15 protein-coding genes are annotated in these 12,286 nt (G+C 58.9%); 6 read left to right on the plus strand and 9 right to left on the minus strand.

Features of this window, described 5'->3' with window-relative positions:
* The 3 genes from AC2TEL_RS14035 to AC2TEL_RS14045 form a co-directional block, all read left to right on the plus strand.
* A partial coding sequence (locus AC2TEL_RS14035; RefSeq protein WP_480904648.1) for a 4Fe-4S dicluster domain-containing protein occupies positions 1 to 338 on the plus strand: 338 nt, incomplete at its 5' end.
* Between the two features lie 131 nt (positions 339 to 469).
* Positions 470 to 2,155, plus strand: coding sequence for a tetratricopeptide repeat protein (locus AC2TEL_RS14040; RefSeq protein ID WP_480904651.1), 1,686 nt, complete (start codon positions 470 to 472; stop codon positions 2,153 to 2,155).
* Complete coding sequence (locus AC2TEL_RS14045) at positions 2,145 to 2,966, plus strand: 4-(cytidine 5'-diphospho)-2-C-methyl-D-erythritol kinase (protein ID WP_480844009.1); 822 nt, start codon at positions 2,145 to 2,147, stop codon at positions 2,964 to 2,966. Before AC2TEL_RS14040 ends, AC2TEL_RS14045 begins: the two co-directional genes overlap by 11 nt.
* On the opposite strand, the gene AC2TEL_RS14050 is transcribed toward AC2TEL_RS14045, so the two are convergent.
* Positions 2,959 to 3,957, minus strand: coding sequence for a polyprenyl synthetase family protein (locus tag AC2TEL_RS14050; protein WP_480844010.1), 999 nt, complete (start codon positions 3,955 to 3,957; stop codon positions 2,959 to 2,961). The genes AC2TEL_RS14045 and AC2TEL_RS14050 overlap by 8 nt on opposite strands.
* Positions 3,958 to 4,013: 56 nt before the next feature.
* Here AC2TEL_RS14050 and AC2TEL_RS14055 point away from each other — a divergent pair, with 56 nt between their 5' ends.
* The 3 genes from AC2TEL_RS14055 to AC2TEL_RS14065 all read left to right on the plus strand — a co-directional run bounded on the left by AC2TEL_RS14055 (position 4,014) and on the right by AC2TEL_RS14065 (position 5,285).
* Positions 4,014 to 4,229: a putative signal transducing protein gene (locus AC2TEL_RS14055; protein ID WP_050604033.1), complete on the plus strand. Its 216-nt coding sequence runs from the start codon at positions 4,014 to 4,016 to the stop codon at positions 4,227 to 4,229.
* A complete protein-coding gene (locus AC2TEL_RS14060; protein ID WP_480904654.1) occupies positions 4,226 to 4,996 on the plus strand; it encodes a tRNA1(Val) (adenine(37)-N6)-methyltransferase in 771 nt (256 codons plus the stop codon). The genes AC2TEL_RS14055 and AC2TEL_RS14060 overlap by 4 nt, the downstream gene beginning before the upstream one ends.
* Before the next feature lie 124 nt (positions 4,997 to 5,120).
* On the plus strand, positions 5,121 to 5,285 hold the full coding sequence (locus tag AC2TEL_RS14065; protein ID WP_480844012.1) for a YdcH family protein: 165 nt from the start codon (positions 5,121 to 5,123) through the stop codon (positions 5,283 to 5,285).
* Here AC2TEL_RS14065 and yddG read toward each other — a convergent pair.
* The 8 genes from yddG to AC2TEL_RS14105 form a co-directional block, all read right to left on the minus strand.
* Positions 5,282 to 6,148 (minus strand): aromatic amino acid exporter YddG, encoded by an 867-nt coding sequence (yddG, locus tag AC2TEL_RS14070; protein WP_480844013.1) that lies wholly within the window; start codon positions 6,146 to 6,148, stop codon positions 5,282 to 5,284. The two genes, AC2TEL_RS14065 and yddG, sit on opposite strands and share 4 nt — an antisense overlap.
* Complete coding sequence (locus AC2TEL_RS14075) at positions 6,145 to 7,092, minus strand: transcriptional regulator GcvA (RefSeq protein WP_480904657.1); 948 nt, start codon at positions 7,090 to 7,092, stop codon at positions 6,145 to 6,147. The genes yddG and AC2TEL_RS14075 overlap by 4 nt, the downstream gene beginning before the upstream one ends.
* 303 nt (positions 7,093 to 7,395) lie before the next feature.
* Entirely contained in the window at positions 7,396 to 8,118 is a 723-nt protein-coding gene (phbB, locus tag AC2TEL_RS14080) for an acetoacetyl-CoA reductase (RefSeq protein WP_480904660.1), read from the minus strand.
* A gap of 187 nt (positions 8,119 to 8,305) precedes the next feature.
* The gene (locus AC2TEL_RS14085; RefSeq protein ID WP_480844016.1) at positions 8,306 to 9,481 is read right to left on the minus strand and encodes an acetyl-CoA C-acetyltransferase; all 1,176 of its coding nucleotides are present in this window, start codon (positions 9,479 to 9,481) and stop codon (positions 8,306 to 8,308) included.
* Positions 9,482 to 9,675: 194 nt separating this feature from the next.
* Positions 9,676 to 10,509: an EAL domain-containing protein gene (locus AC2TEL_RS14090; protein WP_480904663.1), complete on the minus strand. Its 834-nt coding sequence runs from the start codon at positions 10,507 to 10,509 to the stop codon at positions 9,676 to 9,678.
* A gap of 127 nt (positions 10,510 to 10,636) precedes the next feature.
* Entirely contained in the window at positions 10,637 to 10,825 is a 189-nt protein-coding gene (locus tag AC2TEL_RS14095; protein ID WP_480904665.1) for a hypothetical protein, read from the minus strand.
* A gap of 90 nt (positions 10,826 to 10,915) precedes the next feature.
* Positions 10,916 to 11,887 carry a sterol desaturase family protein gene (locus tag AC2TEL_RS14100; RefSeq protein ID WP_480844019.1) on the minus strand — a complete coding sequence of 324 codons (972 nt, stop codon included), beginning with the start codon at positions 11,885 to 11,887 and terminating at the stop codon, positions 10,916 to 10,918.
* On the minus strand, positions 11,884 to 12,270 hold the full coding sequence (locus tag AC2TEL_RS14105; protein ID WP_480904668.1) for a hypothetical protein: 387 nt from the start codon (positions 12,268 to 12,270) through the stop codon (positions 11,884 to 11,886). Before AC2TEL_RS14105 ends, AC2TEL_RS14100 begins: the two co-directional genes overlap by 4 nt.
* Between the last annotated feature and the right edge of the window lie 16 nt (positions 12,271 to 12,286).

Here is a 12,286-nt window from a genome sequence, read left to right on the forward strand (position 1 = left end):
CCATCGACTATCCCAAACCTGATGGCACGTTGTCCTTTGACCGCTTGACCAACGTCTCGTTTGCGATGACCAACCACGAGGAAAGCCAGCCCTGCCATCTGAAGCTGACCGACCCAGAGATTCCGGTAAAGGTCAACCTGCCGAAGTTTGACGAACCGGCGCAGCGGTATTGCCCGGCGGGCGTATACGAGATGGTCGAGGATGAAGGCGGTCCGCGATTCGTGATCAACTTCCAGAACTGCGTCCACTGCAAGACATGTGACATCAAGGATCCCAGCCAGAACATCACCTGGACCACACCGCAGGGTGGTGACGGGCCGAACTATCCCAACATGTAAGCAAAAACAGGGGCAGTGGCGGGGTCGTGAAGGCTCTGCCATTGCCACTTTCCCGCCAAAGCCCTAGCTTGTCGGACAGACAACGACAACAAGGCAGGCTTTTGGTGTTTTCCCGGGTTCGCGACGCGGCAGTGGCTGCGATTCTCACCTCGACCGTATCTGTATCCGCATTTGCGGATTCCGGCGCCGGAGCGTATCTGGCCGGCAGACAGGCCATCTACGAAAGCGACTACACTGCTGCGGCCCAATATTATGCCCGGGCGCTCAAATATGATCCGCAGAACGACCAGTTGCAGGAAAGCGTTCTGCTGGCGCGTCTTGCGCTGGGAGACGTCGCCGGGGCCTTGCCGATTGCGCAGACAATCGAAGACCGTGGCTTGCCAAGTCAGGCTGCAAGAATGGCCATTTCGGCAAATCTGATCGTCGGGAACAAGCTGGACGAGCTTTTGGCCCGCGACCCGGAAACGCAAGGCGTAGGCCCCTTGGTTGATGGCTTGATGATCGCTTGGGCCCATATGGGTCAGGGGGCAATGTCCCGCGCAATGGAACAATTTGATTCCGTCGCCACTCAAGAAGGCCTGCGCGAGTTTGCGATGTACCACAAGGCGATGGCGCTGGCTTCGGTCGGCGACTTTGAGGGCGCTGAGGCGGTATTTGCCGCTGATGAGGGGGCAGTGTCGCGCTTCTCGCGCCGGGCAGCACTGGCGCGGACAGAGGTTCTGTCACAGCTTGATCGCAATGAAGAGGCGCTGCAGTTTCTGGATGAAGTTTTCTCTGCCGGCAGCGATCCATTCATTGAAGACTATGTTGCCCGTCTGCAGGCTGGTGAAACGTTGCCGTTCACGCATGTCCGGTCCGCCCAGGACGGAATGGCCGAGGTGTATTTTTCAGTAGGGGCCGCGTTGAATACCGAAGCTGCGTCGGATTATGTGCTGCTCTACACCCGTATTGCCAGCTTTCTGCGCCCCGATCACATTGACGCAATTCTGCTGAGCGCCGAGCTTCTGGAAGGGCTGGATCAGTTTGATCTGGCGGTCGAAGCATACCGTTTGGTTCCGCCGGATAGCGTTGACCACCATGCCGCCGAGCTTGGCCGCGCCGAGGTTCTGCGCCGTTCGGGCAAGACCGAGGCTGCCATAGAAGTGCTGCAGAACCTCGCCATCCAACAGCCTGATCTTCCGGGTGTGCATGTGGCGTTGGCCGATCTGCTGCGCCAGCAGGAGGATTATGCCGCGGCGGTGACGTCCTACGACAAGGCCATCGCCCTGACCGAAGAGAATTCAGGCAACAACTGGTTTCTGCACTACGCCCGGGGCATCTCGCACGAGCGTCAGAAAAACTGGAACAATGCCGAGGCTGATTTCCGCCGTGCACTCGAACTGAACCCGGATCAGCCGCAGGTGCTGAACTATCTGGGCTATTCCCTGGTTGAGCGGCGCGAAAAGCTGGATGAAGCCCTGGAGATGATCGAACGCGCCGTCACCGCGCGCCCGGACAGTGGCTACATCGTCGACAGCCTTGGCTGGGTGCTGTTCCGTCTGGGTCGTTATGACGAGGCGGTCGAGCATATGGAACGCGCAGTCGAACTGATGCCGGTCGACCCGGTGGTCAATGACCATCTGGGTGACGTCTATTGGGCCGTCGGCCGCGCGCGCGAGGCTGAATTCCAGTGGAAACGGGCCCTGTCATTTATCGATCCGGAAGATACCGACGGTGAGGCCGATCCCGAGCGTATCCGCCGCAAGATCGAGATCGGGCTGGATGCGGTGTTGGAGGAAGAGGGTGCAGAGCCTCTGAAGGTCGCCAATGACGGCTGAGGCCTTTGCGCCGGCCAAGATCAACCTGACCCTGCATGTGACCGGCCAGCGCGAGGATGGCTATCACCTGCTGGATTCTCTGGTGGTGTTTGCCGACGTTGGGGATCGATTGGCCTTTGTACCGGGCCCAGAGCTTACCATCGACGTTACCGGAGAATTTGCAAGCGGTGTCCCCACAGATCACCGCAACCTGATCTGGCAGGCGGCGCAGGCCGTGGGTTGGACGGGTCGGATCGATCTGGACAAGATGCTTCCCCATGGCGGTGGAATTGGCGGTGGATCTGCGGATGCAGCGGCGGTGTTGAGGGTTCTTCAAGCGCAGGGATTGAATTTTCCCCATGCGTTGCCTCTGACGATCGGCGCGGATGTTCCGGTCTGCATTTGTTCCAAAGCCGCCCGGATGCGGGGCATCGGGGAACAGGTCACGCGGGCCGATCTGCCGAAATTGCCCGCTTTGTTGGTGAACCCTGGTGTCGACGTGCCCACAGGTGCGGTGTTCAGCGCATTGGGCTCACGTTGCAATCCCGGCATGCCTGATGAGGTTCCTGTCTTTGAGTCCCCTCAGGCTGCTGCTGACTGGCTTGTGAAACAACGCAATGACCTTGAACCTGCAGCAAAGACAGTAGCCCCCCAGATCACAAGTGTTCTGAACGAACTGGAAGGCACCCGAGGTGCGCTTATGTCGCGGATGTCAGGGTCGGGGTCGACCTGTTTCGCGCTGTACCCAACCATGAAGGACGCGCATTTTGCAGCCTATGAGATTGGTGCAGCCCATTCCGAATGGTGGTGCCGCGCAACACTGCTTAGTTGAGGCGCGAGACCACGTAATCGGCCAGTTCGCGCAGCAGGGTGCGGATCTCATGATCCGGCAGTGCCTCCAGCGCTGCTTTCGCTTTTGAGGCCCAACCCAGAGCGTCCTTACGTGTTTCTTCCAACGTGGCGTATTTGTTCATCAGACTCAGGGCATGGTCCAGATCGCCCTCGTGCTGGCGGCCCTTCTCGATCGTTCGCTGCCAGAACGCATGTTCTTCGGGTGTCGCCTGAGCCACGGCTTTGATCACAGGCAGCGTCAGCTTGCGTTCGCGGAAATCGTCGCCGACATTCTTGCCGGTTGCCATGCTGTCGCCCTGATAGTCCAGCAGGTCGTCGGCGATCTGAAAGGCAACGCCTAAAGCGTCACCATAGGCAAACAGCGCCTGAACCTGCGCCTCTGATGCACCAGCGATAACGCCGCCGACCTCGGTCGCCGCCGAGAACAATGCAGCCGTCTTGCCACGAACGACTTGCAGGTACACGCTTTCATCTGTCCGCAGATCGGTTGCTGCGGTCATTTGAAGCACTTCGCCTTCGGCGATAGTGGCCGAGGCATTGGCAAGGATGTCCAGAACCCGCAGCGAGCCGGTTTCAACCATCAACTGGAAGCTGCGCGAAAACAGGTAATCGCCCACAAGCACGCTGGATTTGTTGTCCCAAAGCAGGTTTGCCGTCGGACGCCCGCGCCGTTTTGCGCTTTCGTCGACAACATCGTCATGCAGCAAGGTCGCGGTATGGATGAACTCGACAGTTGCTGCCAGCCGAACGTGATGATCGCCCTGATAGCCAAACAGCCGGGCGGCAGCCAGTGTCAGCATTGGCCGCAGTCTTTTCCCACCTGCTTCGACCAGATGGGCCGTAACTTCGGGAATGCGGGGCGCGTGTTCGGAAGCCATGCGGGTACGGATCAGTGCGTTGACCGACGCCATTTCATCGGTCAGAATTTCCGCCAGTCGCTCATGCGGTTTCGAGATCGTGCTGATAGTCATCACACTCCTGATACAAGGCTCGACTTTCGCCTTACCTTGCCCTTACATCCATCCCCATGAAAGAACTTCTGCGCAGCACCGATCCAACAATCCTGGCCTTTGCATCCGCTCTTCTTGAGGGCGAGGATATAGACTGCTTTCAGATGGACGTAAATATGAGCATCCTCGAAGGTGGTATCGGAATCTTCCCCCGGCGTCTGATGGTGCGCGCCGAGGACCTGACCCGAGCCGAGCGGGTGATGCGTGACAACGAGATTCCGCTGGGCCGATGAGTGCCTTTGCCGACAGCAAACTGACCCGAAACGATTTTCTGGGTGGTCGTGTCCGTCTGTGGCAGCCGCGCAAGGGTTATCGCGCGGGGGTTGATCCGGTATTGCTCGCGGCCTCGGTTCCGGCAACCAGTGGCCAATCAGTGCTGGAATTGGGTTGCGGGGCCGGGGCTGCGGTTCTTTGCCTCGCCGCGCGGGTCGAGGAGTTGCAACTTGCGGGTGTTGAGCTGCAGCCGGATTACGCCGATCTGGCGCGTCGCAACGCAGCCGAGAATGGTGTGCGCCTTGAAGTGGTCGAGGCCGATCTTGGCGCCATGCCGTCCGATCTTAGGCAGCGGCAATTCGATCACGTCATTGCCAACCCACCATATTATCGAGCAGGGGCGCACAGTCCGGCCACAGATGATGGACGCCGCGTCGCGTTGGGTGAGCAAACGCCCCTGGCAGACTGGATCGACACGGCAGCCAGACGCCTGGCACCGCGCGGTTACCTTCATGTGATCCAAAAGGCCGATCGGCTGGCAGACATGCTGGCGGCCTGCGCGGGCCGCTTGGGCTCGCTTGAGGTGCTGCCGCTTTCCGCGCGCACGGGACGAGATGCCGAGTTGGTTATCCTTAGGGCCCGCAAGGGCGGCCGCGCGGCTTTTCGGCTTCATGCGCCCCTGATTTTACACGCGGGTGATCGGCATGAGATGGATGGTGAGAGTTATTCGCCTGAAGTGTCAAAAGTGCTGCGGAACGGGGCGCCCCTGCCGGGGTTTTCACCGTGATAGGCAATGACCAGCCGAATTTGTCGGATTTATTACAGAATCTGTGCATCTGCGGCGTGACAGGGTGGAAACGATGTGATCAACTTCCTAGGTGGAATATACACACCAAACAAGGAGGATCGCCATGAGCGTGAGCGCACATCTGACGGAGCTGAAGAAAAAACACGAAATTCTCGGTCTTGAAGTGGAAGAAGCCCAACGCTCGCCAGGCATCGATGATCTCCATATTGCACAACTCAAAAAGCAAAAACTGAAACTGAAAGAAGAGATCGAACGTCTGTCGAACTAAGACTTCAGACTGGCGCGTGCTGCGATTAAGGCACCACCTGTGATCAACACCGCCGCGATCGCCAAGCCCCAGGACGGGGCGGCGATCCCGGCAAATATCAGCACCACTGTCGATAACAGGGGTGCCGCGTAAGAACTGGTGCCAAGCATCTGAATGTCGCCCTGTTTGACGCCAATATCCCAAACATAGAAAGCCAGGCCGACAGGCCCCAGCCCAAGCGCCATGGTCGAAGCCCACCCAAGGGCCGTTTCAGGCCAGATCGTATCTTCCAGCGCCACGTGCAAGATCCATGAAGCGATGGCCGTCAGGGTACAGAAAACGGCGACCGTGCTGGTAGGCGTTTCCCCCAGGCGCCGGGACAGGACCGAATAGCCAGACCATGTCAGCGCGCACAGAAAGGCCAGCGCATACCCCGGCAGGTGACCGGCCTGAAACCCGGTGCCGCCGCCACCCGTGATGATCAGGGCAGCCCCAGCAAAGCCAAGACACGCACCAATCAGGTGACCAGGGCGCAGGTGCTCGCCGGGCAACAGCCCTGAGAACAGGACGATCAGAAGTGGCCAGAGATAGGCAATCAGCCCGGCCTCGGCCGCCGGAGCCATACGCAGCGCCGAGAAATACAGCGCGTGATAGCCAAATAGCCCAATGGTGCCGAATATATACACTCGCCACCGAACGGTTCTGAGCTGCCCTAGCCCACCAGTCCGCCACGTCCAGATCAGGCCCAGAGAGCCGCCCAGAGTGAAACAAACAGCATTCAGCAACAATGGCGGCGTTGGGGCAGATCCGACCGTCAACAGGGCCAGAAGGGACCAGAGGAGGACAGCGACGAATCCGATGGCGGTGGCACGGGTTTTGGTCATTTAGGTGGAACGTCCTCGACGGGAATTATCCGGAACTCATCCGAGATATGCGCGGTTTTTTCAATCTCGGCTACGAACCAATCCCGGAATGCCGCGATCTGCGGCCGGGTTTCCGCGCCGGGCAGACACAAGAAACGAAAGCGCCCGCGGGTTTCGATGGCCACTTTGAATGGGGCGACCAGGCGCCCTTCGGTCAGATCCTTGATGATCATCGCGCGCCGCCCCAAGGCCACGCCCACGCCCGCCACGGCGGCATCAATCGCGTGATCCGCATGGGAAAACCGCGCCCCGTGGGTGGGGGTGAAATCCACCCCAACCGCCCGGAACCATGTGTCCCAGTCCGCAGGTGGTTTGAGGAAACTGATCGAGTCGTCATGGATCAGGGGAGCATCGCGCAGGCTTTCCGGAGTGTGGAACTCTTCGGCCAGTTCAGGTGTCATTACCGGCGTCAGCCACTCCTTTCGCACAGGCAGCGCGTATAACCCTTCGTCAGGGCCAAATCCAAACCGGATTGCCACGTCGACGTCATCACGCTCCAGATCCATGTTGCGCAGCGTGGCCGAGAACTTCAGGTCAATCTCGGGGTGCGCGCGGGCAAATTCGTACAGGCGGGGCGCTAACCACTTGGCCGTCAGGGCCGGCCCCGCCGTGACGGTCAGGCTGGTTTCGTCTCCGTGCCTTCGAACGGTGCGCCAGGCCGATTGCAATGTTGCGAACCCTTCGGCCGCGCCAGGCGCAAGACTGCGACCGGCCTCAGTCAATTCAACGGCGCGATTCAATCGGCGGAACAGCGGCCGCCCCAGGTGCTCTTCCAGCGATTTGATCTGGAAGGACAAGGCGGCCGGGGTGACATGCAGTTCCTCGGCGGCTTTTGCAAATGACAAGTGACGCGCGGCCGCATCGAATGCGCGCAAAGCGGTCAAAGGGGGCAGGCGGTCACTCATAATCGATTAAGTTTTGCTTAACTGAAGTCCCGAAAAAGCTCGTTTGTGGTTGTGATAATTGAGTCCATATTATGTGAAAGTCAAACACAACTGATCTGAAAGGACTGCGCCAATGATCGAAATGACGACCAATCCAGCAACCCGCCGCGCCTTTCAGCGCGCGCATGAGGCGCGTGGCATGGCGATCAAATCTCTGTTGAACATGTTATTCGGTTCCCGCTGATCGCAGCGCGCGCTTTCTTACGGGATGAAAGAAGGGCCGGTCCAGACGGACCGGCCCACTTTCATTGTGCAGGCGCCTGATCAGACGAAGAACTGCGCACCATTGGCCGAAATGGTCGAGCCGTTGATGAATTGAGAATCGTCCGAGGCCAGAAACGCAACACAACGCGCGATCTCTTCCGGTTCGCCCAAACGACCGGCCGGGATTTGCCCGATGATTGCCTCGCGTATCTTTTCCGGCACTGCCATGACCATCTCGGTGGCGATGTAGCCTGGGCAAATGGCATTTGCGGTTATTCCGGCGCGCGCGCCTTCCTGCGCCAGAGACTTCACGATGCCCAGATCGCCTGCCTTGGTGGCGGCATAGTTCACCTGCGCAAACTGACCCTTCTGGCCGTTGATCGAACTGATCACGATCACGCGACCGAATTTGCGTTCGCGCATACCCGGCCAGACGGGATGCACGGTGTTGAACACGCCGGTCAGGTTCGTGTCGATCACCTGATGCCACTGTTCCGGCGTCATCTTGTGGAACGGCGCATCGCGGGTGATGCCGGCGTTGGCGACAACGATATCGATCGGGCCGACTTCGGCCTCAACTTTCTCGATGCCGGCCTTCGATTCATCATAATCGGCGACGTTCCATTTGTAGGTGGCGATGCCGGTTTCTTCACTGAACTTCGCCGCGGCTTCGTCATTCCCCGCATAGGTGGCGGCAACATTGTATCCTTCGGCCTTCAGCGCCTTGGAAATTGCTGCGCCGATGCCGCGGGAACCGCCGGTTACGAGTGCTGTACGTGCCATTTAGGAATCCTCCAAATTTAGTCGTCTTGGTAATTCTGTTACTCTGAGAGTGATTGCTGCGCAATATCGTTTCGTGCTCGTTAATGTCTTTCTGTTTGGCGATATTGTCGCATCTAAGGGATAAGACCCGATTGTAACAAAAAAGGGCGCCCAATGGACGCCCTTTTTTATGCGGTTGTCAAAGCACTTAGTCGCGCTCCACACACAGTGCGACACCCATGCCGCCGCCGATGCAGAGGGTCGCAAGACCCTTCTTGGCGTCACGCCGCTTCATTTCGAACAGCAACGTGTTCAGAACACGGCAGCCCGACGCGCCGATCGGGTGGCCGATGGCGATGGCGCCACCGTTCACGTTCACGATCGACGGGTCCCAACCCATGTCCTTGTTCACGGCGCAGGCCTGCGCGGCGAAGGCTTCGTTCGCTTCGACCAGATCCAGATCGTCGACCGACCAGCCCGCTTTTTCCAGCGCCTTGCGCGAAGCGTAGATTGGTCCGACGCCCATGATCGACGGGTCCAGGCCGGCGGTCGCGTAAGACGCAATACGGGCCAACGGTTCGATACCGCGCTTTTCCGCATTTTCAGCCGACATCAGCAGAGTCGCTGCGGCACCATCATTCAGACCCGAGGCGTTGGCTGCCGTGACCGAGCCTTCCTTGGCGAAGGCCGGGCGCAGCTTTGCCATGGCTTCGATGGTGGCGCCATGGCGGATGTATTCATCCTTGTCCATCACAATATCGCCCTTGCGGGTCTTGATGGTGAAGGGCACGATCTCGTCGTCGAACTTGCCGGCCTTTTGTGCGGCTTCGGCCTTGTTTTGCGAGGCGACAGCGAATTCGTCCTGCATGTCGCGGCTGATCTGCCATTTCTCGGCAACGTTTTCGGCGGTCTGACCCATGTGATAGCCATTGAAGGCATCCCACAGGCCGTCGCGGATCATCGTATCGATGTATTTCATGTCGCCCATCTTGTGCCCGGCGCGCAGGGCGGCGGCGTGGGGCGACAGGGTCATGTTTTCCTGTCCACCGGCGGCCACGATTTCGGCGTCACCCAACTGGATGTGCTGTGCGCCCAATGCGACAGCGCGCAGGCCCGAGCCACATACCTGGTTAATGCCCCAGGCTGCGCTTTCCTGCGGCAGGCCTGCGTTGATATGGGCCTGACGGGCAGGGTTTTGACCCTGGGCAGCGGTCAGGACCTGACCCATTATGGTTTCGCTAACTTCGCCCTTGTCGATCCCGGCGCGTTCAACAACTGCTTCCAGGACGGCAGCGCCCAGATCATGTGCAGGGGTGTTCGCAAACGAACCGCTAAAGCTACCGACGCCCGTACGTGCGGCGGATGCGATTACTACGTTGGTCATACAGTCAATCCTTTACCGTCAAGGTCCTGTGGGAAATCTGACAGCCCGGCAGGCAGTGAAACACTCGCCCAATCCAAGAGCGCCTCGTGTTCCCCGCTCCAGCATGTTCTGAAATACCTTAATGCTGCACGTGCAGCAACGGACAGCTTGTCCCAGCATGAAGACCGGCGGAGTTCCGCAGTCGGATATGGGTGCTAAGTCCCTGTTTTGGCTATGATCCCGGACTTCCACGGCGGTGTGACCGACGGAGCGCCAAACAGGAACCCCTGCAGGCAGCCGACGCCATTGGCGACAAGAAACTCGGCGTCCTGCTGTGTTTCGACCGATTCGGCTGTGACCAGGATCTCGAATTCCCGCGCAACGGCGATCAGGGCGCGGACAAGCGCCTGATTGTCGGGATTGTCGCTGATGCCCCGAATGAACTGGCCGTCAATCTTTGCCGCATCGAACAGAAATTCACGGAAGTAGCGAAAGCTGAAATTGCTTGCCCCGAAATCGTCCAGGGCGAAGGCAATGCCACGCGACTGCAACCGGTCCATGAAGTCGATCACCAGTTCGGGCACGAGCATGGCAGAGCTTTCCGAGATTTCGAGGATCAGCCTTTCACCGAGTATAGGATCCTTTTTCAGAAACCGTTCCAGCACCCGAGACCATCGGGCAAAACCGATGGATCGCGCGGACATGTTGATCGACAACCGAATGCCGGGATTCCGGATCAATGTCCGCAATCCCATTTCCAACGCGATGCAATCCAGTTCGCGGCCAATCGGTGTGGTTTCGACCTGCGGCATGAACTCTCGCGCGGGAATGACGCGCCCGGTATCATCCAGGACGCGAATGAATCCTTCGTAAAACGCGACGTCATGGGGTGGATGGGCCTGCATGACCGGCTGAAAAGCCAGCTTGCATTGTTTATGCTTCACCGCATCGGTGGCCATCTGAACGGCTGACGCGTCGCGCGACGTTACCGCTGCGTTCAATGGGCTGTCCGCCCCTTCGGGCAGGTCTGCCAGTTTGTTCTTCCGCATGAGCACACCGTTCCCCTGATCGTGCCGTCATTAGGTCCGGCACCGATTTCACGGCAAACAAGTGAATCTGACGTTAAGGCGGTTGGTCTATGGGTGTCGGAAATGCGCGGATCGCAGCGCAATCACTTCAACGTGTCGATTGCCACGCTCGTCCCAGTGATGTTGCGGCGCCAAACAGGGCTCCAAACAAGCCAATCGCTGCCATGGAAAAACCAAGGGCCAACAGCGGTGAAGTCGCCCCGCCGAATGCCGCCATCATTGCCAGCAGAATACCTGAAAGACCTACAGCAGTGGAAATTGTCACAATTTTTGTCATATGGCCCTCGGCAATCCGCTAACGAAACTCTGTTGCGATATGGAGTGCCGAGCGCCTGAATCAAGCTGATGGGCGAGTTGTCGCCAGGGGTCAGATCCTTTCGGCCCGCGTATTGGGCGGATTTGCATCGAATTGCTCGAAACCGGGCGTTCCGCGAAGTTCAGGATGGCGGGCAAGGTGCTTGGCCTTGATCTGGTCCGAGTTATCGCGGCTGCCATCATGACTGTAACCCGGTGGTGCAAAGCAATAAGCCAGCCTCTGGCGCAGAGTCAGGCCCGGCTGCGTCGCGTCGCGCCAGATACCAACCCATTCGTGGAAGGCCACCCGCAGAGGGTTGAAGGTTCCGATATTATGGACCAGCCCATAGTCGACGCGGTCATCCTCCTGCTCGGGGACGAATGTCCCGAACAGCTTGTCCCAGATGATGAACACGCCGGCATAGTTGCAATCGAGATAACGCGCGTTACGCCCGTGATGCGCGCGATGATGGCTTGGCGTGTTCATCACGGCCTCGAACCAACGGGGCATCTTGCCGATGGCCTCAGTGTGGATCCAGAACTGGTATATCAGGTTCAGGCCACCGCAGAACAAAACCATCGCCGGGTGAAACCCAAGCAGGATCAGGGGCGCGCGGACGACCATCATGAAAGTGAACGTATAGGTCCAGGTTTGCCGCAGCGCGGTCGTCAGGTTGTAATGTTGCGAGCTGTGATGGTTCACGTGGCTGGCCCAGACCCAGCGAACCCTATGGCCCAGCCGGTGCACCCAGTAATACCGCAGGTCGTCGAGCACGAAACACAGTAGGATGACCGGTATCGAGGTGCCCAGATTCAGCGGCGTGATCTGCCACAGCCACATGAAGAATGCGTAAGCGATAAATCCCAGCAGAAAACCCGAGGCAATGTTGCCAGCCCCCATGATCAGCGAGGTGACAGCATCGCGTGTCTCGTATCGCCCGCCGCGGCCCTTGACCGATATCCATAGGAATTCCGCCAAAATGGCAGCAATGAAAAACGGGACGGCCCATTGCACGGCGTCCGGAAATGTCACTTGATCCGTCATGCGGGCTCCATCAGGTCGCGCCAGTGGCTTCGTTCGAAGTCATCCAGTCGGATGATTGTCCTTGGCGCAGAGAATTCGTGGAATTGGATTTCAAAACCTTCGGGATGACTCAGCAGATCATAATCCAGCAGGTGCCGGCCGACGGTATCTGCGCCAAAGGACCACAATAGCCCGTTGCCGGTGCTTGTGCGTACCAAAGCCGAATGGCCGTCATGCGCCACCGTAACGTCGATCACGTCATCATCGGGAAAATGGCGTACCCATTGCGCGCGCGCCGAGGCAGGCGTCAGTTCGAACTGCCGCGAATTGCCTGTGAGGTGCAGCAAGAGGGTGATGCCGGCAATGCCGCCGACCACCAGCACCAGTAATATTTCGAGTGGCATTCCATCCTCCTTCGGA

This window comes from Ruegeria sp. HKCCD9138 (assembly GCF_057220975.1).

Bases quoted from the DNA above. Each gene is read 5' to 3' on its own strand.
- phbB (WP_480904660.1), bottom strand. From the start codon at position 8,118: ATGGCACGTACAGCACTCGTAACCGGCGGTTCCCGCGGCATCGGCGCA.
- AC2TEL_RS14090 (WP_480904663.1), bottom strand. From the start codon at position 10,509: ATGCGGAAGAACAAACTGGCAGACCTGCCCGAAGGGGCGGACAGCCCA.
- AC2TEL_RS14075 (WP_480904657.1), bottom strand. From the start codon at position 7,092: ATGAGTGACCGCCTGCCCCCTTTGACCGCTTTGCGCGCATTCGATGCG.
- AC2TEL_RS14065 (WP_480844012.1), top strand. From the start codon at position 5,121: ATGAGCGTGAGCGCACATCTGACGGAGCTGAAGAAAAAACACGAAATT.
- AC2TEL_RS14055 (WP_050604033.1), top strand. From the start codon at position 4,014: ATGAAAGAACTTCTGCGCAGCACCGATCCAACAATCCTGGCCTTTGCA.
- AC2TEL_RS14100 (WP_480844019.1), bottom strand. From the start codon at position 11,887: ATGACGGATCAAGTGACATTTCCGGACGCCGTGCAATGGGCCGTCCCG.
- AC2TEL_RS14085 (WP_480844016.1), bottom strand. From the start codon at position 9,481: ATGACCAACGTAGTAATCGCATCCGCCGCACGTACGGGCGTCGGTAGC.
- AC2TEL_RS14095 (WP_480904665.1), bottom strand. From the start codon at position 10,825: ATGACAAAAATTGTGACAATTTCCACTGCTGTAGGTCTTTCAGGTATT.
- AC2TEL_RS14105 (WP_480904668.1), bottom strand. From the start codon at position 12,270: ATGCCACTCGAAATATTACTGGTGCTGGTGGTCGGCGGCATTGCCGGC.
- AC2TEL_RS14045 (WP_480844009.1), top strand. From the start codon at position 2,145: ATGACGGCTGAGGCCTTTGCGCCGGCCAAGATCAACCTGACCCTGCAT.
- AC2TEL_RS14050 (WP_480844010.1), bottom strand. From the start codon at position 3,957: ATGACTATCAGCACGATCTCGAAACCGCATGAGCGACTGGCGGAAATT.
- yddG (WP_480844013.1), bottom strand. From the start codon at position 6,148: ATGACCAAAACCCGTGCCACCGCCATCGGATTCGTCGCTGTCCTCCTC.
- AC2TEL_RS14060 (WP_480904654.1), top strand. From the start codon at position 4,226: ATGAGTGCCTTTGCCGACAGCAAACTGACCCGAAACGATTTTCTGGGT.